Raw genomic sequence first — 19,568 nt, 5'->3', positions numbered from 1 at the left:
TACCGGCACCTGCTCCGGAACTCGACCTCGCACAGCGTGTGTGGCCGGCGTGGGTCGGGATCGTGTCAGCAGAGGTGGGCGGCGGCTCCTGCGGTGAGGTTGCCGTCGGTCATGGTCAGCACGCTGTCCACCATGGCGAGCGTGGCCAGGTCGTGGGTGACCATGATGGTGGCCACGCCGTTCTGCTTGGTCAGGCCGGCCAGCAGAGAGACGATCTGCTCGCCGCGCTGATGGTCGAGGGCACTGGTGGGCTCGTCGACCAGTAGTACCTCGGGTTCGTTCATCAGCGCGCGGGCGATGTTCACCCGCTGCCGCTCGCCGCCGGAGAGTTGGTGCGGCCTCTTGTCCTGCTTGCCCGCCATGTCTACGGCTGTCAGCAGTTCGCGCGCCCGCTTAACGGCCTGCCGTGTCGAGCGGCCGGCCAGGTCGGCCATGACCAGGAGCTGGTCCAGGACGGTGAGCGAGGCCAGCAGGTTGGACTGCTGGAACACGATGCCGATGTGGTCGCGCCGGATGCGGGTCCGGTCGGCCGGGCTCGCGCCGGACACGTCGTACCCGGCCACGGTCACGGTGCCGGACTCGGGGGTGAGGAGGGTGGCGGCGACGGCGAGCAGGCTGGACTTGCCGGATCCGGACGGGCCGACGACGGCGGTGAACTCGCCGGGGGCCACCGAGAGGCTGACGTGGTCGAGCGCGGTGAGCGTGCGGTCGCCGTCGGGGTAGGTCAGGACGATGTCGGTGAGTTTGAGGGTCATCGGGAGGCTCCCAGCGCGGTCAGCGGGTCGACAGAGGTGATCTTGCGGATGGCCAGTGCCGCGCCCAGCGCGCCGAGCAGGATCATCACGGCGACGGGAACGACGGTGGTGGCCGCCGACAGGACGAACGGGACGGTGCCCTCGGCCAGCGAGCCGAGCCCGGCACTGAGAACGCCGCCGAGCCCCGCGCCGAGCAGCAGTACGATCACGGCCTGGGCGAGGGCGTCGCGTAGCAGGTAGCCGGTGCTCGCGCCGAGCGCCTTGAGCACGGCGACGTCACCGGCCCGCTGGATCGTCCACACCGTGAAGAACGCGCCGATGACCAGTGCCGAGATGGCGAACAGGAAACCGCGCATGAGCTGCAGCGAGCCGTTCTCGGAGGAGAAGGAACCGATCGCGGCCGGCGCGTCGGCCAGCGAAACGGTGGTGGTGTTCAGGCGCTCGTCGGTCGTGGAGAAGTCCGGCTCTCCGGTGGTGCGCAGGGCCAGGACGGTGGCGACCGTGTCGGCGCCGCCCTGGCGGCCCATCCACTCCCAGTCGCTGATGCTGATCCACGCGACCGGCACGTGGCTGTAGGCGGCCGCGGCCGCGGTGCCGGCGACGGTGAAGTCGCGGCCGAAGATCTGCACCTTGTCCCCGGCGGCCAGCCCGCTGTCGTCGGCCAGGCCAGAGGAGAGCACGACCTTGCCTGCGTCGAGGGCGCCACCCAACGGCCCGGCCAGGTCGCCGCCGGGCTCGACACCGAACACTGCGGCGCCTGTGCTGTCCTGCCCGGAGGTGATCCTCCCCATCGTGATCCCGAGCCGCTCGGCGGTGGCGACGCCGTCCGCCTTGCGCCACTCCTGCCAGGTCTTCTCCGTGATCCGGCTGTCAGAGAAGGACGGCTTCTCGGCGCGGGAGAAGACGATCCGGTCGGCGCGAAGTCCGCTGACGGCCGAGATATTGTCTTGGGCCAGCCCGGCGGTCAGGCCGGACAGCATGGTCACCAAGAGCGTGATGAGCAGGACGACGGTACCCATCAGGGCGAACCGTCCTTTGGCGAAACGCAGGTCTCTGAGCGCCACGAACACGGCGCATCCCCCCGTTGGATGTGGGTCGATCTGGATGCCTTCCAGGCTCCGGGAACGGGCGTTTCCGGCACATCGTGAAAACGGGCGGCGCGGACCCCTTCTTTTGGTCGGCCAAAAATCAACCTTTTGAAGGATGCGTCCCATCGGACCTCCTCACCTACCCTGGGGGAGAAATGATGGATTTTCCGTTCCCGCCGACGCTCAAGCTGCTCAGGTGGGCCATTCACGGCACCTTCGCGGTCCTACTGGTGATCGCTGTCGCCGGGGCCGCACACGAGGGCCGCGCCGCCGTCGCGACCTGCGGTGTCCTGCTCGGCGTGCTGTACGCGGCAGGAATCGTCATCGAGGGACGGCTCCCGCGCTTCGGCGGCCCCGCGCATCTGCTGCTGGGACGCATCTGGCTGCTGATCGTCACGCTCAGCTGGGTCGCGCTGGCCCTGAACTCACAGCTTTTCGTATGGCTGGCCTTCCCGCTCTTCTTCGCGTACCTGCACGTGCTGCCCCTGATGGTCGCGCTGCCCGGCGTTGCGGTGCTCAGCGTCGCGGCGATCGCCACAGCCAGCTGGCATGCGGGCGGGGTGAGCGCGCCCCAGGTGATCGGGCCGTCCATCGGCGCGGCGGTGGCCACGCTCATGGGACTGGTCTACAAGGCGCTCTACAGCGAGAGCGAGCAGCGCCGCCTGCTGATCGACGACCTGGTCCGCACCAGAGGCATGCTCATGCAGGCGGAGGCCGACACGGCCCGCCTGGCCGAGCGGGAACGCCTTGCCAGGGAGATCCACGACACCCTTGCCCAGGGCATGTCCAGCATCATCCTGCTGCTGCGCGCAGCCCGCCGCGACCTTGCCATCCGGCCCGGGGACGCCGAGCAGCGGATCGCCGAGGCCGAGCACGCTGCCCAGGACAACCTGGAGGAGGCGCGCAACTTCGTCCGTGCCCTGGCACCCCCCGCGCTGCAGCACTCCTCGCTGACCGCCGCCCTGCGCAGGATCAGCGCCTCAGCCGCCGCGGGCACCCCCACCCGGGTCGGATTCGAGATGTCGGGCACGCCGGTGCCGCTATCCGCCGACTACGACCTGGCGCTGCTGCGCATCGCCCAGGGGGCGCTGGGCAACGTCAGCCGCCACGCGCAGGCCGCGCATGCCACAGTGACGCTCACCTACCTGGACGACATGATCGTGCTGGACATCGTCGACGACGGCTGCGGCTTCGTCCCGGCGCAGGCCCCCGCCGAGATCGCGAGCACCGGCTACGGTCTGCGTGCCATGCACGACCGGGCAAGGGCGTTGGGCGGCAGCCTCACCGTCGAGTCCGCCCCGGGAGAGGGCACCGCGGTCGCCGCCACACTGCCGCTGCCCGAAGGGGCGGGCCGGTGACAGCGCCGATCAGGATCCTGCTGGTGGACGATCACCCCGTAGTGCGCTCGGGCATCCGTGCCATGCTCGCCGACCAGCCCGACTTCGAGCTGGTCGGGGAGGCGGCCACGGGCGAGGACGGCGTGGAGGCGGCACGTGTCCTCGCACCCGACGTCGTCTTGATGGACCTCCAGTTCGGGACAGGCATCCACGGCAGCGAAGCGACCCGGCGAATCGTCGCGCTCGGTGGTCCCCGCGTCCTGGTGCTCACCACCTTCGACACCGACGCCGACATCGTGGCGGCCGTCGAGGCGGGCGCCACCGGCTATCTGCTCAAGGACGCCCCCTCCGACGACCTGCACGCCGCGATCCGCTCGTCCGCCACAGGTACCAGCGCGCTGGCCCCCAGCGTCGCCTCGCGGCTGCTGGGCCGGGTCCGCACCCCGGCCACCACGCTCAGCCCAAGAGAACTGGAGGTGCTCGGCTACGTCGCGGTCGGCCTGTCAAACCGGCAGATCGGCAAGCAGATGTTCCTGAGCGAGACCACTGTCAAGACCCACCTCGTGCACATCTACGCCAAGCTCGGCGTCGACTCCCGCACTTCGGCGGTGGCCGCCGCCACCAGAAAGGGGCTCATCCGCCCAGCGTGATCTCACCGTCCCACGCCGCTTGGCCGTCGGCGCAAGCGCCCCGGCGCCCGGCCGGGAACGGGTCCGCCGCTCCCGTAGGCGGCGGACCGAGCAGGCGCGGCCGGGCACTGCGGATGGCGCCGATTCGACCTCCAGCGGCCCCGGAATCGACACGCGCACATGACCATGCCGCCACCGGATTCACCCTGTCCGGTTCCAGAACCGACGCAGAGGCACCGACCTGGTCTCCAGGCTCGGCTACAGCCCGTCTCCTGCCAGGTCCGCGACGCGAGCCAGGGTCCGGCGCTGGTCCTCGGTGTAGCCGTGCCAGGCCGGTCCCCGCTCCAGTTCGGCTTTCAACCGGTCCAGGCGATACCTCTCTCCGCCGGGACCTTTGGAGGCCAGGCCCGGTACCAGCGGTTGGCCGATATCCGGGTCACCCTGAACCGGCGGGCCACCTCCGGGGGCGCAACCGGCTTCGGGGTCGGCCCGGTTGACGGATAAGCGCGATCAATAGATCGGACTGGAGCGGGATACCTCCGGCGGCTGGGCCCACAGCGGGGGCGGCTCCCCGTGTTCGGCGCGTTGACCGGCCTGCCGGCGGGCTGTACCCGGCCCGGCTGGAGCCGACCGATGTCCTGCGCGGTATCGGCTGAGCCGCCGGGCACCCATTACTGAAATCTTTCGAGGTGTGCAGGACATGTGTGAAGTGTCAGATCAGACCGCATGTCCCGCCGAGGGGTTTTGAGAGAGGGTGGGTTCTTGCGACCTCCCGATGAGAGACGTCGTCGTTTCGATGAGTTGTACGCGGCCAACAACGACCCAGTCCTCGCGTACGTGGTGCGGCGTACGACGAACGGCCACGATGCGGCGGATGTCTTCGCCGAGATCTTCCTGATCGTGTGGCGGAGACTGGAGGACGTGCCACCGGGCGACCGGGCACGGCCGTGGTTGTTCGGTATTGCGCGGCGGGTGCTCGCAAATCACCATCGGGGCGAACGACGGCGCACGGCGTTGACCGCCCGGTTGAGCACCGAACTGAGCGATGTCCACCACGACCGGGACGACACGACGGACATGAGCGCGATAGCCGAGGCGTTCGAGAAGCTGCCCGAGCGCTACCGGGAGGTGTTGTCGCTGTCCGATTGGGAGGGCTTGAACGCCGGTGAGATCGCCGGCGTACTGGGCTGCTCGCTCAACGCGGTACGGATCCGCCTGTACCGGGCCCGCCGCCACCTCGCCCGTGCGCTGGAGAGCCGGTCGGCTCCGGTGGAGCAACGCGCGACCCGTGTGCGAGTCGAGGAAGGAGACCCCGCGTGAACAAAATCTCGATCAGTCAACTCAACCCCATTACCGACGATGAGGTGGCCGCGACGGTGAGCCGGCAGACCAAGAACGAACTTGCCGAGTACATCACCATGACCTCGCCGGAGAGCGCTCCGGAGGCCGGCCGGTCTCCGTGGCGGCGGCGCCTGCTCGTGGGCCTTCCCCTCGCGGCTGCCGTGACGGCCACGGCGGTGGTCGTGTTGTCGTCTGGCGGCGTCGGTCCGCAGCGGGCCGAGGCCGCCGCGCTCTCCTTCCAGCATGAGGGCGACTACCTCGTCGTCAAGGTAAAGGACCCGGTCGCCGACCCGGCGCGTTACCGGAAGGAGTTCGCCGACCGCGGGTTGGACATCGACCTCCAACTGCAGGCCGCCAATCCGAACAAGGCGGGCGCGGTGCTCTTTTTGGAGGACGGGGACGACCCGGCCGGACGGATCGAGACGGTCGAGGGCCCGTGCGGCACCGTCGTGTGCGGTATCGCCGTCAAGGTACCGGTGAACTACAAACTGCACGCCAGGATTGTCTTCGGCCGTACCGCCAAGCCAGGGGAGATGTACGAGACCGGAGAAGGCGACAAGCCGGGCGAGGGCATCGGCCTGCCGAACATCCATGGCCGTCAGGTGTCGGAGGTGGTCGCCATTCTGAAGGCCCGGAACGTCAAGATCGAGTATCGGTACGAGTACCGGGGTACCGACAAGCCGTACCCCAACGGCATCCCGGCCGACAGGGTGCAGCCCAACTGGTACGTCCACAACGGAGTGCCCGGTACGGAGGGGCAGATCATCCTGTTCGTCGGCCCGGAGCCCAGGGGCTGACAGAACTCGTGGCAAGTGGACGGGCCCTTTCCGGCGAAAGCCGGGCGAGATCCGTCTGGATCGTTGACCCACGCAGGCCGGGAGTCAGGGGGCTTATGCGGAGGGGGTATGTGCGATTTCTGATCTCATCTCACCCTGACAGCTCTGCACGCCAAGGAGTACGCCGACCTGGCGGAGCGATCATGGTGACAACAAGGCTGGGAAGTCCTCGCAGGTGACAGTTACCGCTGGGAACGAGTCTCCGAGCGCCGGCACAGGCCCTCCGGCCAGTGACGGTTATCGCTGAAAGTCACAGCTTGGCCGGAGTCATCGGGCAGCACTAGGCTCTGATCCGCAGATCATTCCGCCCTGTGTCCGCGGAGCTACCTCGACGTGGAGGAAGCCCGCCCATGACACAGGTTCTCGAACTCTCCCGGCTCATCGATCGCACCCTCGGTGCTCTCGCCGACGTTCTCGGCGCCGACGGCGCGGCGCTCATGCTGATAGACGACCACGACCGGTTGCGAGCGATCGGCGGTTCCGACGACCACGGCCGGCGCCTGGAGTTGATCCAGGAGCAGATCGGTTCCGGGCCGGCCATCGAGAGCCTGGCCCGAGGGGCAGACGTCACGGTCGACGACCTGCGGGCGGCCAGCCCCCTCGGGTTCCCCGGTGTGGCCGCGCGGGTCTCGGAGGTCCGTGCGGTGCTCTCGGTGCCGTTGCGAACCGAGGAACGGCTGATCGGCACCCTGAATTTCTAAGGCTACGCGGACGTGATCGAGCAACTGCTCGCCGCCGCGATGGCCGCCGAGGAGAAGAGCGCGCTGGCCGAGCAGCTCCAGTACGCCCTCGACTACCGCGTGGTCATCGAGCGGGCGATCGGCTACCTGATGGGAAAACACGACCTGACCGCCACCCAGGCCTTCACCGGCCTGCGCAAGCAGGCCAGGGACAGTCGCCGTCGCGTCGCCGACCTCGCAGCCGAGCTGCTCGGTGAGGGAGCCGGAGAAATGCGGTGATCCTGCTCACGTCACGGGGCTGAGCCCGATGGATGCCCGCTGATCAGGAACTCCGGCGACCTGGCCGGCGCGAGCCTTACCCCGTCGGGGCACTAACCTGATCGGTGATGTACAGATTCGTCTTCTCGCAGGTCCTCAGCCGCCTCGACGCGGAGGACGCGCACCATCTGACGGTGCGCGCGCTCCGTGCCCTCTCGGTCATGCCCGTGGTCAAGAGGCTGCTCCACCGCAGCCTCGCGCCGCGCGATCCCGCACTGCGCGTGCAGGCCTTCGGCGTGCACTTCCCCGGCCCGTTCGGGCTGGCGGCCGGCTTCGACAAGGACGCCGGCTGCGTGGAGGCCATGTCCGCGCTCGGCTTCAGCCATGTCGAGGTCGGCACGATCACCGCCCATGCGCAGCCGGGCAACGCCCGGCCCCGGCTGTTCCGCCTCGTGGGAAACCGGGCGATCATCAACAGGATGGGTTTCAACAACGCCGGAGCCTCCGCGGCGGCCCGGCTGCTGAGCAGGCCCAGGGGCGTTCCGGCGATCGTCGGCGTCAACATCGGCAAGACCAAGGTGGTGCCCGAGTCGGGAGCCGTCGACGACTACGTGACCAGCGCCAGAAAGCTTGCTCCACTGGCCGACTACCTGGTCGTCAACGTCAGCTCGCCCAACACCCCCGGGCTGCGCGACCTCCAGGCCGTGGAGCTGCTCGGCCCGCTGCTGCGGGCGGTGAAGGAGATCGCCGACGCCACCCCCAAGCGCACCCCGCTGCTGGTCAAGATAGCGCCCGACCTGGCGGACGACGATGTGGACGCGGTCGCCGACCTGGCCCTGGAGCTCGGTCTCGACGGCATCATCGCCACCAACACCACGATCAGCAGGCAGGCGCTGACCGGCGCGGAGCGTGACCGGGCTCAGCAGAGCGGCGGCCTGTCCGGCAGGCCGTTGAAGGCAAGGTCCCTGGAAGTGCTGCGCAGACTGCGCGCGAGGGTGGGCGACCGCCTGGTGCTTGTCTCCGTAGGCGGCGTCGAGGACGTGGACGACGTCTGGGAGCGCCTGCTCGCCGGGGCCACGCTCGTTCAGGGCTACAGTGCGCTGATCTACGAGGGGCCCTTCTGGGCGCATCGCGTCAACCGCGAGCTCGCCCGCAGGCTCCGCCGTCACGGCGTGGTGGACCTCCGCCAGATAATCGGCCGCACCGCGGCCTGATCCGCCTCACCCAGGGAGGCGATCAGAATCGTCCGTAGTGCTCCGGCGTTTACGCCGGGGGTGAAGCGGACTCTCCCGCGTGGCGGGGCGGGAAAAGCTGTTTCGCCGCCACGGCGGAACAGCGGGTAGTACGGTGGTCGCCGTCAGGTACCGCCGGGCGGGTGGGAAGGCGGGCCGGAAGGCTCGAAAGCCGGTGGAGACCCGGTAAGACCACTTCGGTGGCACAGGTCGGTGAAGCAGGAAGCCGCAGAAGTGCCGCATCGGCGGCACAGGCTGAATCTTCGGCGTTCATGCCGAAGAGCGCGTCAACAGGTGGCGGGCTGATCCGCCGCCGGTCCTTTCCGGCCGACCGGAGCGGTCAGGGGTCTTCCGCCCCGGTCGGCCGGGGTCAGAGGCTGGGCCGGGTCGAGTCGGCGTCGTGGGTCTTCTCCTCCAGATGCCTCATGGCCTCGTCCACCCTGACGACCCCCGGCCGGTGCCGCCGGTGGCCGGTACCGCCCAGCTGCCAGGGGCGCGGGCCGGCCGGTGGCCGGTACTCGACGCCGAGCGCGTCGAGGCGGCCCAGATGCGTCTCCAGCCGGGCGTCGAACCCGGCCCCGGCCGAGCCCGACCAGGTGACCTCGGCCAGCGCGCACCCCCGGGGCCAGGCTCGGTAGTCCACCGCGCGCCCGTCGGGCAGCCGCTCGCTCCACAGCTGGAACTGCGCCCCGAGCACGCGCTCCCGCTCCCCGGCCGTCCACTCCTGTGGCGCCGGGGCGAAGGCCGCGACGTCCGAGACGGTGGTCGTGTCGCCGATCGCCACCGGCTCCAGCTCGGACGCGGCCTCGGCGTAGTCGAAGTACAGCGGGAAGACCGGAGTCTGCACCACGTCGTGCCCGGCCGCGGCGGCGCGCCTGGCCACCCCGGGGCCGCGCCAGGGCATCACGATCGTGTCGGGCCTGAGCATGCCACTGACGAACGCCTCGTCCCACACCACGGCCCGGCTGCCACGTGTCGCCAGCGCGTCCGCCAGCCGGCGCAGGAACCAGGCGTGCAGGTCGGCGAGGCTTCCCAGCCCCAGCTCCGCCTGGAAGGCGACGATCTCGGGGGAGGCGGCCCAGTCGTCGAGCACGCATTCGTCCCCGCCGATATGGACGTACGGGGTCTCGCCCAGCGCCGCTAGGATCTCGTCGAACACGTCGGTCAGGAAGTCGACGGTGCCGGGCAGCGGGGACAGGATCGCGGGGGAGATGCCCCAGCGCTCCAGCACCCGGAAGGGCTCGGGCCGCCGGCCGCCGGTGGCGCGGGCGTCCAGCTCGGGATAGGCGGCGAGGATCGCCGAGGCGTGTCCCGGCACGTCGATCTCGGGAACGACGGTCACGGCGCGGGCCCGCGCGTAGGCGCCGATCTCGGCGAGGTCGTCCAGCGTGTAGTAGCCGCCGTGCGGCACGTCGTCGAAGGTGAGGTCCTCCCGGTAGTAGCTGGTGACCGTGCGCGGGCGGTGCGAGCCCACCTCGTGCAGCCGCGGGTGCCTGCGGCTCTCGACCCGCCAGCCCTGGTCGTCCACCAGGTGCAGGTGGAGGCGGTTCAGCTTGTGCGCCGCCATGAGGTCGACCATCCTGAGCACCTCGCGCTTGGGCATGAAGTGCCGCGCCACGTCCAGGTGCACCCCGCGCCAGGAGAACCGGGGCGCGTCCCGCACCCGGCCGAGGGGGACGCTCCAGCCCGTCCCCGCCACCGTGCGGAACGCCGCGGCGGGGAGCAGCTGCCGGAGCGTCTGGCCGGCGTAGAAGGCCCCGGCGCGGTCTCCGGCCGCGATCCGCACGCCCTGGGCCGTCACGTCCAGGGTGTACGACTCGGCGCCGAGCGACGCGTCGGCTTCCACCCTGATCACACCTGCCTCGTCGGGACGCGGGTCGAGTACGGCGAGTGCGAGCCGTACCGCGTCGACCAGCCCGGCGGGGCCCAGGATGCCGACTCCGGGAGAGAGCCCAAGGGAGCCGTCCACAGATGTGTACGCGGCAGGAAGCGGAAGGAGGTCAGTCATGGTTCGCATCATGCCAAACCCATCGGCGGATAAGCCTTTTACTTTGCCGATCCGGATCATGAGGCCAAGAACCACCCAAGACCGGCGAGGGAGGGCCGCGGAGGATCTTCCAGGTGGACATGCTGCTGCTCATGTTCCAAACGTCCTGGCATTCGGCCCGTACACCGCTGCTGACCCTGATGGCGATACTGCTGGTCGCCGGATGTAGCGCCACCGTCGAGCGGCCCGCGGAGCCGCCCTCGCCCACTCCCTCGACGTCGGCGTCCGCGGTGCGGAGCGCCGGGGCGGCGGACGCCACCGCGATCGAGAACGCCAGGCCGGGTACTCCTGACTGGCGAGTGCGCCACCGCGGTGCCGAGCACGAGATCGAGGGCTTCGCCGACCGGGTGAGCGTGCCGCCGGGAGAGAGCTTCCGGCTGTACGTCTCGACCACCGCCGACCGCTACACCGCCAGGGCCTTCCGGATGGGCTGGTACGGCGGAGCCGGGGCCAGGCAGGTCTGGCGGACGAGCGGGCTGCCCGGCATGAGGCAGGCTCCGGCCAGGACGATCGCCGCCACCCGCACGGTGACCGCCGCCCACTGGAGGCCGGGCCCCGAGGTGGACACCTCCGGCTGGCCGGAGGGCTCCTACCTGATCAGGCTGGACGCCGCCAGCGGAGGCGGTCGCTACGTGCCGCTCACCGTCAGGTCCACCTCCACCAGGGGACGCCTGGTCGTGGTCAACGCGGTCACCACCTGGCAGGCGTACAACGACTGGGGTGGCCGCAGCCTCTACAAAGGGCCCGGCGGTTTCACCGACAGGTCCCGCGCGGTCAGCTTCGACCGCCCCTACGACACATCGGGAGCGCGGCTCTTCCTGGACATGGAACGCGACGCCATAGAGGTCGCCGAGCGCGGCGGTGTCCCGCTCGCCTATGTCACGAGCGCGGATCTCGACCGCGACCCGCACCTTCTCGACGGGGCAAGGGGCCTGGTCTCCCTGGGCCATGACGAGTACTGGTCGGCGCGGATGCGCCGCACCGTCGAGGCGGCCCGTGACCACGGCACCAACCTCGCCTTCCTCGGAGCCAACGCCGTCTACTGGCGGATCCGCTTCGCCGCGACGCCTCTGGGCCGCCGCCGCCTGGTCGTCTGCCACAAGGACGCCGCCGAGGACGCCCACACGGTCCTGTGGCGCGCGACCGGCAGGCCGGAGAGTTCGCTGACCGGCCCGATGTACGACTGCTTCCCCTCCGAGTCCGCCTACGTGGTCTGGCGTCCCGACAACTGGATCTTCAAGGGCACCGGGGTGCGGCGCGGCACCACCTTCCCCGGTATGGCAGGGGTGGAGACCGACCGGGTCGGTGCGGGCGTGCCCCGCCCGATGGAGGTCCTGTCCGTCTCCCCGGTCGACTGCGGCGGACGCTCCACGGTCGCGCACAGTGCCTACTACACGGTGCCGAGCGGCGCCGCCGTGTTCTCCTCGGGCACGATGCGCTGGGTGTGCGCGATGCGGGGAGCCCGCTGCGGCCACGGCGTCACGGAACGGGCCGCCTCCTTCGTCCGCAGGGCCACCGGGAACATCCTGCGGGCCTTCGCGGCCGGTCCGGCCGCGCGCCGCCACCCTGCCGAGGACAACCTCAGCTCTCTGGGCCTGGCCGGTCCGGCGAGAGGCTGAGCGGGCCTCAGTGGGTCAGGTACTGCTGCAGCCCGTTGGCCAGGGAGAGCGCGATCTTCTGCCGGAACGCCGCCTGCTGGAACTTGGCCGCCTCGGCCGGGTTCTTCATGTTGCCGCACTCGACGAGGATCTTGGGAACCGTGGAGAGGTTCAGTCCGCCGAGGTCGTTCCGGTAGTCCAGGCCCGACTCGCCGATGTAGGTGGAGTACGGCAGGCCGGTGCCCTTCCTCAGGGCGTCGCGCACGTCGATGCCGAGCCTCTCGGAGTCCCTGACCACCGGGTCGACCGGGCCCTTGATCTTCTTCGGGATGATCACGTGGAAGCCGTGGTTGGCGGGGCTCGCCCCGTCGGCGTGGATCGAGATCGCCGCGTTCGCCCTGGCCCTGTTACCGATCTTGGCCCGGTCGGTGATGCACGGCCCCCAGCCATCGTTGTCCTGGCGGGTCAGCACCACCTTCGCGCCCCGGCTCTTGAGGATCTTGTCCAGGCGCTGGGAGACGTCCCAGGTGAAGGCGGCCTCGCTGTAGCCGTTCGCGGTGGCGGTGCCGGTGGTGTCGCAGGGCTTCCACTGGGTCAGCACGTTGACCTTCTTGTTGATCTCCGCGGGGTGGCGGTAGTTCTGCCCGTTGTGGCCGGGGTCGATGGCCACGACCTTGCCGCTCAGCGGTTTCCCGGCCGCGGTGGGACCGGCGGTGGGACTCGCCGCGGGAGCGGTCGGGGGGGTGGCCGTGTCGCCGGTCACGGGGCGGCCGGTCGTGGCGGCCGCCGGTGGGACTCCCACACGATCTCGCGCGAGGTCCGCGGTGCCGCCGCCGCAGGCGGCGGCGCTCAGGCCGCACATGACAAGGGCCGTCGCGAGTGCTCTGCCGGTCACGCTCATCGCCCCCAAGTAGGTCGCCGGCCACCCAACTTACGCGGCGCGACGACATGGCTAGGCTGTTGTCGCGATATGTACCCGGCTGTCACCTGCTGTTACCAGGCGTGCTCGCCGACCTCCTGCTTCTGCAGGAGCGAGGCGAGTTCCCTGGCGTCCTCGGCGTCCAGCCCGAGGACCACGCGCGGACGCCCCCACGGGTGGTCGATCGAATGGGCCACGTAACTGGCGACGGACTCGGCTCCGGCGTCTCCGCTGCGGCCCCGGGCGGCCCGCCAGTGCGCCCACGCCCGCTCAAGCTCGGCGGCGGCCCGCTGGGCGCATGACACCAGTTCTGGATCACGCATTGTTACCCCCCTCGTCTCGGCCAGAGTCAACACCGGCGGCACACCGGCGTTCGCGATGTTGACCTGATTTTGGGGAGTTGATGAAGCCTGCCTGGGCGTCCTGTAACGCTCCAGGCAGGCGCTTCAGCGCTCGGTGGAACTCGTGCTGTTCCGTACGACCAGCTGCGGCGCGACCTGGCGCAGGCGTGAGGCCTTGCCGGGGTCGCCGATCCGGTCGTTCAGCAGCGCGGCGGCGGAACGGCCCATGGCACGGCGGGGCTGGTCCACGGTGGTCAGCGAGATCGGCTGGGTCCCGGCACGGTGGATGTTGTCGTACCCGACCACCGACAGGTCCTCGGGAACCCGCAGGCCCAGCTCGGCGGCCGCGGAGAGCACGCCCATGGCCACCAGGTCGTTGGCGGCGAAGATCGCTGTGGGCCGGGGGTCGCGGGTGAGCAGGCTGTGCGCGGCCCGCGCGCCGCCCTCCTCGCTGGAGGCCCCCTCCTCGACCATGATGTACGGGGCCAGGGAGTGCCTGCGCATCGCGACCAGGTAACCCTCGCATCGGAAGCGCCCGGAGGAGATGCCCGAGGCCTCTATGTGGGCGATTCGGCGGTGGCCGAGCTCCACGAGGTGGTCGACGGCCAGGCGGGCGCCGAGTTGGTCGTCGTCGACGACGATGTCCACGCCGCCGAGGTCGATGTCGCGCTCGCCCACCACGACCGTGGGCGTGTAGCCGGTGGCCTCGATGAGCGTCCCGCTGGTGGGCGCGATGCCGAGCAGGACGAGCCCGTCGACGCGCAGTTCGAGGAACGCCTCGACCGCCTCGTCCTCGAAGGCGGGGTCCCACTGGCTGTTGCCGATGAGGAGCCTCAGCCCGTCGCCGTGCAGGCTCTCCTGCAGGCCGTCCAGGAACTCGGCGTAGAACGGGTTGTGCAGGTCGGCGACGAGCGCCCCGACCAGGTGGGTACGGCCCTCGACCAGGCTGCGCGCGACCGCGTTGGGCCGGTAGCCGAGGTCTCTGGCCGCCTGGAGCACGGCCTGCCTGCGATGCTCGCTGACGTGTGGCGATCCGCGCAGGACGAGCGAGACCAGTGATTTGGAGACACCGGCCCGTTCGGCCACATTGCGGATCGTGGGTCTCGGGCGTGGTCCGCACCCGTCGGATAAGACGGGCTCGGCGAACCCGCGGGCTCGGGTGACGGTGGTGTTGACCGGCGGTCCTGACATGGCTCTCCCCCGCGATGGTGGATGGGCACCTGTCACTCAAAACGATCGAGTTCCGAATGGGGTACGGCCTCCGGGGTAGGGAACTCCGATCTTGACCTCAACGCCGTGCGTACCGACTCCGATAGTCTTCACGGTGTGGGTTCGACATCCGGAGCCGCCGAACAGGCGAAACCTGCGGCGGGTGACGCGCGACCGGCGCGGCGCAGGCTCAGCGTGGACCGGCGCCGTGAGGAGCTCATGGCGGCGGCCCTGGAGTTGTTCAGCAGGCGGGACGCGGAAGACGTGTCGATCGATGACGTGGCCTCCGCGGCCGGCGCGTCGCGGGCTCTGGTCTACCACTACTTCGGTGGCAAGCAGGAGCTCTACGTCGCCGCGCTGAAAAGCGCCGCGGCCCAGTTGGAGGCGAGGCTCAAGCCCCACGAGGACGGCCGCCCGCTGGACGAGCTGGCCGGAGGGCTCACCCGGTACTTCGACTTCGTGGAGGAGCACGCGGCCGGTTTCGCCGCGCTGCTCAGGGGTGGTCCCGCCAACCGCAGCGGCGACATCGGGGAGATCGTCGACTCGGTCAGGAACCGGCTGTTCATACTGATCATGAAGCAGATGCGGGTCGAGCATCCCGGCCCCGCGCTCCGCATCACGCTGCGTTCCTGGATCGCCTCCGTCGAGACCGCGGGCCTCGACTGGCTGGAGCACCGTGACATCGAGCGGCCGGCTCTGGAACGCATGCTGGTCGACCACATGGTGGCGCTGCTCGGCGTGGCGGCCAGGCACGACTCACAGGTCGGCGAGTTGCTGGACAACCTGCTCCGGGACCAGACGAGCTGATCCACGGTCTGATCCACGCTCTGATCCACGGTCCGGGAAAGACCCCGGGCAGGTGGCTGGGGCGGCGCCGGGCGGGCGACGCCGCTCCCCATAAACCTGTGTGGCCTACGCGCTCACAGGGTGAGCGCGCACCAATCCCCCTAGGTCAGTGACGGCCCCCGTCTTACTCTGAGCGCTGCTGCGGAATCCCCGCGAGCAGCGCGCGAACCTCGGTCTCCCGGTACCGGCGGTGTCCACCCAGGGTGCGGATGGACGTCAACTTGCCCGCCTTCGCCCACCGGGTCACGGTCTTGGGATCGACGCGGAACATGGTTGCGACCTCCGCCGGGGTGAGCAGCGGCTCTGCCTCGGGTGTACGAGCTGACATTTGTGCGGCCTCTCCTCCATGTGGACCGGCGACAGCGATCCTGCGACTTGACGCTTGTCACGGATGTCCGCCTATGGCCATTGCGTGCGGCAGTTTGGGCCATATACGGCATCACCCGATGTGACCATACAGCCACGTAGAGCGATTGGCGAGTCTTTGAGTGACTCATCTCTCTTGTGCACGTGTTGTTGTCACGCTCGGTGATTCTAGCGACACGTTTCGTGGTATCGCAGTGAAAACGGCAAACTACTCAGTTCGTAGGTGCATCCCCGGTCATCGACGGACCTACTTACGCAGGTCGAAGGGATGATTTGCGAGTCAGTTTGCTGATTCGAGAAGTTGTATTGATCGCCAGCGGAGGATGACGCGCTGGTACATGGCGAACGCCAGTTCTTCCTCGCCTTTTTCCAGACCCGTCAGCGCCGCCGCGAGCTCCGCCACGGACTCGTCGGCCTGGAGCGTCTCGTCGTCCATGAGGTTGACGATGCCGCCGTAGTCGAGCTCGACCAGCGAATGCGGGTGGAACTCCTCCAGCCAGCGCGCCACGTCCTCGACCTCGGCGGTGATCGAGACCTCGCCGACCTGCCTCCTGATGATCTGCAGGGCACGGGCGCTGCGGCGCCTGGCATGGGCCATGGAGGTGACGTAGATCAGATTGCGCGTGGTGGTCGTGCCCCCCTGGCTCCCGTCGCCGTCGATGACCAGCCAGCGCTCGTTGCCGTCGAAGGGGACGAACCACGAGGTCGGAACGTGCCAGGTGGAGCCGCGGATGTGCGTGCGCAGCGCGGCCGAGTCGGTACGACGCTTGAACCGGTCGAAGTCGTCGGCGGTCTGCTCCGCGACGGCGGGTGGCACGAACCGCTCCATCAGCTTGGGCGGGGTCGCCCCACGGAAGCGTGAGAAGGCCAGCCACGACCTCAGCCTGCTCTGCCATGGGCAGACGTACAGGACCTCCTCCACGCGCCTCAGATAGGCGTTGGGGCTCTCCTGGGCGGGTGCCGGGGTCGGTGGGATCCCCAGGAGGCGCCGCACCGCCTCGCCGTGTTCGGCGTGCAGGGCGCCGGCTCGGCGCGGTCGGTCGGCCGCCTCGGCGTAGGCGGCCCACGAGACGCGCTCCGCGGGGGTGAACGCGACCAGTGGCTCGTAGACGCGGAGGTACGCGGCGTAGGGCAGCACGTCCGCATCGTGTCACGAACGACGGGCCGCTGTCCGTACCGGACCGGCTTTCGTGGCCGCCCTCCGGGCGACTCCTCCGTTCCTTCGAGGGCCTGACCGTTTCGAACGCGGGAAGCACGGCACGGACCCGCAGGCCCCCTCATCGAACGTGATGAGACCTTCGCGTGAGTCGTCCCACCGCGGGCTTGTGGTTACGCTGAAGGCGATCTCCGCCGCGACGGAGCGGCGGGAACGGACGACTGGGAGTCACCACAGTGACCGACGTCTTCGGGCTGTCCCACAAGGACGCGGGCCCGGTAACCGGCCAGAACAGGCATGAGCAGGTCGTTTTCTGCTCCGACGAGCGCAGTGGCCTGCGAGCCATCATCGCCATCCACAACACGGCCCTGGGCCCAGGCCTGGGCGGCACCAGGTTCTATCCCTACGAGAGCGAGCAGGCCGCGCTGGCGGACGTGCTCAATCTCTCACGGGCGATGGCCTACAAGAACGCCCTGGCGGGACTCGACCTCGGTGGCGGCAAGGCCGTCATCATCGGCGACCCGGCGAAGGACAAGAGCGAGGCGCTGCTGCGCGCCTACGGCCGGTTCGTCCAGTCGCTCGGGGGCCGCTACTACACCGCGTGTGACGTCGGCACCTACAGCGAGGACATGGACGTCGTGGCCCGCGAGAGCTCCTACGTGACCGGCCGCACGCTGGCCAACGGCGGAGCCGGGGACTCGTCGATCCTGACCGCCCACGGCGTTTTCCAGGGCATGCGCGCCGCCGCCGAGTACGCCTACGGCACGCCGGCGCTGCGCGGCAGGCGCGTCGGTGTCGAGGGCGTGGGCAAGGTCGGCCACCGCCTGGTCGACCACCTGGTCGAGGACGGCGCCGAGGTCGTGATCTGTGACGTGAGCGAGGCGGCCGTGGAGCGGCTGCTGCGGCGCCACCCGCGGGTGGAGGTGGTCGCCGACCGGCTGGAGCTCACCGGATCCGACATCGACGTCTACGCGCCGTGCTCCCTCGGCGGGGCGCTGGACGACGAGACGGTGGCCCGCCTGCGCGCCACGGTCGTCTGCGGCGGGGCCAACAACCAGCTGGCCCATCCCGGCGTGGAGAAGCAGCTCGCCGACCGGGGAATCCTCTACGCGCCCGACTACGTGGTCAACTCCGGCGGGGTGATCCAGGTCGCGGACGAGATCGCCGGGTTCAACATGGACCGGGCGCGGGCAAAGGCCACCCAGATCTACGACACGACTCTTAAGATCTTCTCCACTGCGGCGGAGGACGGCGTCCCTCCGGCTGTCGCAGCCGATAGGCTGGCTGAGCGAAGAATGTCGGAAGTCGGGCGAATTAGGGGCATTTGGCTGGGCCACTAGTCCCACACGCCCATACGACGTACCGAGCCGGGCGTAAAACGGGTACGGTTGTAGGCGAACGAGAGCTGGCGCCTCAAGTCAGGTGGCGTCAGTGCGTGGTGCGTTAGCGACGAGGGGTCGGGCACGACCCCACACGAGGGGGTCGAGCCAATGGGGCGCGGCCGAGCAAAGGCCAAGCAGGTCAAGGTTGCTCGCCAGCTGAAGTACAACAGCGGTGGCACTGATCTTGAGCGTCTTCGCGACGAGCTCGGAGTCAGAGACGACTCCAACCACAACGACGACTCCAACGACGCCTACGACGAGCTGGCGGATCGGTACGCCGATTACGCCGATGACTTCGGCTCCAAGGATGACCGCGACGACGGGACATCCGGGCGCCGCTAGGCGGGTTTCGGTTTGACGGTGAGCGGGGCACCCGGCGGTGAGCACATAGCGGCCGGGTGTCCTTCTCGCTGGGAGTCGACAATATGCGGCGCTCCGGTGGTCCGGGGCGCTTTTCGTGGTACTCGACTCACCCGGGATCTTCCCCGCCCCGGCCCGGGGCGGGGAAGATCCATCGGGTCATCGGAAACGTGCCTGGCCAGAGCCCTCGACGATCTCGCCGAGCACCCAGGCCGGAAGGTCACGCTCGCCGAGCAGCGCCAGGGCGGGCTGCACGGCCTCCGCGGCGACGATCGCGGTCATGCCCACGCCCAGGTTGAACGTGCGGTCCATGTCGGCCTGGGCCACCTGGCCGTGTCCGGCGAGCACCTCGAAGACGGCGGGCGGGGTCCATGACGAGCGGTCGAGCAGCGCGTCCAGCCCGTCGGGCAGCGAACGGGCCAGGTTGCTCGCCAGGCCGCCGCCCGTGATGTGCGCGTACGCGTGGACGTCGACCGTGCGGGCCAGTTCCAGGCAGTCGAGTGAGTAGATCCTGGTCGGCTCCAGCAGCTCCTCGCCCAGCGTCCGGCCCAGCTCGGGCAGTTCGGCCTCCAGCGACAGCCCGGCCCGGTCGATGATGTGCCGGACCAGCGAGTAGCCGTTGGAGTGCACGCCGGAGGAGGCCAGCGCGAGGACCACGTCGCCCTCGCGGACCCTGTCCCGGCCGAGCATCCGGTCGGCCTCCACCACACCGGTGGCGGCACCCGCGAGGTCGTACTCGTCGGCGCCCATGGCTCCGGGGTGCTCGGCGGTCTCCCCGCCGATGAGGGCGCAGCCCGCCAGGCGGCAGCCCTCGGCGACGCCGCCCACGATCTCGGCGATCCGCTCGGGAACGACCTTGCCGCAGGCGATGTAGTCGGTCATGAACAGCGGCTCGGCACCGCAGACCACCAGGTCGTCCACGACCATGCCGACCAGGTCGAGGCCGATCGTGTCGTGCTTGCCCAGCCGCTGGGCCAGCATGACCTTGGTGCCGACGCCGTCGGTCGACGTGGTGAGCAGCGGCCGCCGGTACGACAGCAGGGCCGAGGCGTCGAAGAGGCCGGCGAAGCCGCTGGCGTCGTCCACGACCTCGGGCCGCCGGGCCCGCGCGACCTTCGACCTCATCAGCTCGACGGCGCGCTCACCCGCGTCGATGTCCACTCCTGCGGCCGCGTAGCTGGTCATGGG

General features: G+C 69.7%; 20 protein-coding genes. 11 read left to right on the top strand and 9 right to left on the bottom strand.

The features are described 5' to 3' along the window. Window positions 1–65: 65 nt before the first annotated feature. Both ACQP0P_RS45320 and ACQP0P_RS45315 read right to left on the bottom strand, forming a co-directional pair. Window positions 66–755 carry an ABC transporter ATP-binding protein gene (locus ACQP0P_RS45320; RefSeq protein WP_433368668.1) on the bottom strand — a complete coding sequence of 230 codons (690 nt, stop codon included), beginning with the start codon at window positions 753–755 and terminating at the stop codon, window positions 66–68. Next, window positions 752–1,774, bottom strand: coding sequence for an ABC transporter permease (locus ACQP0P_RS45315; protein ID WP_433368665.1), 1,023 nt, complete (start codon window positions 1,772–1,774; stop codon window positions 752–754). Before ACQP0P_RS45315 ends, ACQP0P_RS45320 begins: the two co-directional genes overlap by 4 nt. Window positions 1,775–1,998: 224 nt before the next feature. Here ACQP0P_RS45315 and ACQP0P_RS45310 point away from each other — a divergent pair, with 224 nt between their 5' ends. The 7 genes from ACQP0P_RS45310 (at window position 1,999) to ACQP0P_RS45280 (ending at window position 8,138) form a co-directional block, all read left to right on the top strand. After that, window positions 1,999–3,201 carry a histidine kinase gene (locus ACQP0P_RS45310; protein ID WP_433368662.1) on the top strand — a complete coding sequence of 401 codons (1,203 nt, stop codon included), beginning with the start codon at window positions 1,999–2,001 and terminating at the stop codon, window positions 3,199–3,201. Further along, on the top strand, window positions 3,198–3,830 hold the full coding sequence (locus ACQP0P_RS45305; protein ID WP_433368659.1) for a response regulator: 633 nt from the start codon (window positions 3,198–3,200) through the stop codon (window positions 3,828–3,830). Before ACQP0P_RS45310 ends, ACQP0P_RS45305 begins: the two co-directional genes overlap by 4 nt. Window positions 3,831–4,571: 741 nt before the next feature. Then, complete coding sequence (locus ACQP0P_RS45300) at window positions 4,572–5,129, top strand: RNA polymerase sigma factor (RefSeq protein WP_433368656.1); 558 nt, start codon at window positions 4,572–4,574, stop codon at window positions 5,127–5,129. Continuing rightward, entirely contained in the window at window positions 5,126–5,947 is an 822-nt protein-coding gene (locus ACQP0P_RS45295; RefSeq protein ID WP_433368653.1) for a hypothetical protein, read from the top strand. The genes ACQP0P_RS45300 and ACQP0P_RS45295 overlap by 4 nt, the downstream gene beginning before the upstream one ends. 389 nt (window positions 5,948–6,336) lie before the next feature. Then, the gene (locus tag ACQP0P_RS45290; RefSeq protein WP_433368650.1) at window positions 6,337–6,687 is read left to right on the top strand and encodes a GAF domain-containing protein; all 351 of its coding nucleotides are present in this window, start codon (window positions 6,337–6,339) and stop codon (window positions 6,685–6,687) included. A 12-nt stretch (window positions 6,688–6,699) separates the two neighbouring features. After that, window positions 6,700–6,945 (top strand): ANTAR domain-containing protein, encoded by a 246-nt coding sequence (locus ACQP0P_RS45285; protein WP_433368647.1) that lies wholly within the window; start codon window positions 6,700–6,702, stop codon window positions 6,943–6,945. 107 nt (window positions 6,946–7,052) lie between these two features. Further along, window positions 7,053–8,138, top strand: coding sequence for a quinone-dependent dihydroorotate dehydrogenase (locus tag ACQP0P_RS45280; RefSeq protein WP_350929744.1), 1,086 nt, complete (start codon window positions 7,053–7,055; stop codon window positions 8,136–8,138). A gap of 388 nt (window positions 8,139–8,526) precedes the next feature. Here ACQP0P_RS45280 and ACQP0P_RS45275 read toward each other — a convergent pair whose 3' ends face one another. Beyond that, on the bottom strand, window positions 8,527–10,164 hold the full coding sequence (locus ACQP0P_RS45275; RefSeq protein ID WP_433368643.1) for a beta-N-acetylhexosaminidase: 1,638 nt from the start codon (window positions 10,162–10,164) through the stop codon (window positions 8,527–8,529). Window positions 10,165–10,283: 119 nt separating this feature from the next. On the opposite strand from ACQP0P_RS45275, the gene ACQP0P_RS45270 reads away from it, so the two are divergent. Next, window positions 10,284–11,822 (top strand): N,N-dimethylformamidase beta subunit family domain-containing protein, encoded by a 1,539-nt coding sequence (locus tag ACQP0P_RS45270; RefSeq protein ID WP_433382428.1) that lies wholly within the window; start codon window positions 10,284–10,286, stop codon window positions 11,820–11,822. 7 nt (window positions 11,823–11,829) lie between these two features. Here ACQP0P_RS45270 and ACQP0P_RS45265 read toward each other — a convergent pair whose 3' ends face one another. The 3 genes from ACQP0P_RS45265 to ACQP0P_RS45255 all read right to left on the bottom strand — a co-directional run bounded on the left by ACQP0P_RS45265 (window position 11,830) and on the right by ACQP0P_RS45255 (window position 14,252). Further along, window positions 11,830–12,702, bottom strand: coding sequence for an N-acetylmuramoyl-L-alanine amidase (locus ACQP0P_RS45265; protein ID WP_433368640.1), 873 nt, complete (start codon window positions 12,700–12,702; stop codon window positions 11,830–11,832). Window positions 12,703–12,794: 92 nt separating this feature from the next. After that, window positions 12,795–13,043 (bottom strand): hypothetical protein, encoded by a 249-nt coding sequence (locus ACQP0P_RS45260; RefSeq protein WP_030917491.1) that lies wholly within the window; start codon window positions 13,041–13,043, stop codon window positions 12,795–12,797. A gap of 123 nt (window positions 13,044–13,166) precedes the next feature. Beyond that, on the bottom strand, window positions 13,167–14,252 hold the full coding sequence (locus ACQP0P_RS45255; protein WP_030917489.1) for a LacI family DNA-binding transcriptional regulator: 1,086 nt from the start codon (window positions 14,250–14,252) through the stop codon (window positions 13,167–13,169). Window positions 14,253–14,387: 135 nt separating this feature from the next. On the opposite strand from ACQP0P_RS45255, the gene ACQP0P_RS45250 reads away from it, so the two are divergent. Then, window positions 14,388–15,077, top strand: coding sequence for a TetR/AcrR family transcriptional regulator (locus ACQP0P_RS45250; protein WP_433368636.1), 690 nt, complete (start codon window positions 14,388–14,390; stop codon window positions 15,075–15,077). A gap of 163 nt (window positions 15,078–15,240) precedes the next feature. Here ACQP0P_RS45250 and bldC read toward each other — a convergent pair whose 3' ends face one another. Continuing rightward, window positions 15,241–15,444, bottom strand: coding sequence for a developmental transcriptional regulator BldC (bldC, locus tag ACQP0P_RS45245; protein ID WP_013133571.1), 204 nt, complete (start codon window positions 15,442–15,444; stop codon window positions 15,241–15,243). Between the two features lie 318 nt (window positions 15,445–15,762). Further along, window positions 15,763–16,620, bottom strand: a complete 858-nt coding sequence (locus ACQP0P_RS45240) for a hypothetical protein (RefSeq protein WP_433368633.1) — start codon at window positions 16,618–16,620, stop codon at window positions 15,763–15,765. 254 nt (window positions 16,621–16,874) lie between these two features. Here ACQP0P_RS45240 and ACQP0P_RS45235 point away from each other — a divergent pair, with 254 nt between their 5' ends. Together ACQP0P_RS45235 and ACQP0P_RS45230 are read left to right on the top strand one after the other, a co-directional pair. Then, entirely contained in the window at window positions 16,875–17,978 is a 1,104-nt protein-coding gene (locus tag ACQP0P_RS45235; protein WP_433368630.1) for a Glu/Leu/Phe/Val family dehydrogenase, read from the top strand. Between the two features lie 150 nt (window positions 17,979–18,128). Next, a complete protein-coding gene (locus ACQP0P_RS45230; RefSeq protein ID WP_030917477.1) occupies window positions 18,129–18,362 on the top strand; it encodes a DUF3073 domain-containing protein in 234 nt (77 codons plus the stop codon). A gap of 177 nt (window positions 18,363–18,539) precedes the next feature. Here the strand turns inward: ACQP0P_RS45230 and purM are convergent, their stop codons facing one another. After that, a complete protein-coding gene (gene purM / locus ACQP0P_RS45225; protein WP_433368627.1) occupies window positions 18,540–19,565 on the bottom strand; it encodes a phosphoribosylformylglycinamidine cyclo-ligase in 1,026 nt (341 codons plus the stop codon). Window positions 19,566–19,568: the final 3 nt, after the last annotated feature.

The sequence above is a fragment of the Streptosporangium sp. CA-115845 genome (assembly GCF_050943795.1).
GTDB lineage: Bacteria > Actinomycetota > Actinomycetes > Streptosporangiales > Streptosporangiaceae > Streptosporangium.
Note: the sequence above shows the minus strand (reverse complement) of the source record. Positions and strands in the feature narration are given on the sequence as shown.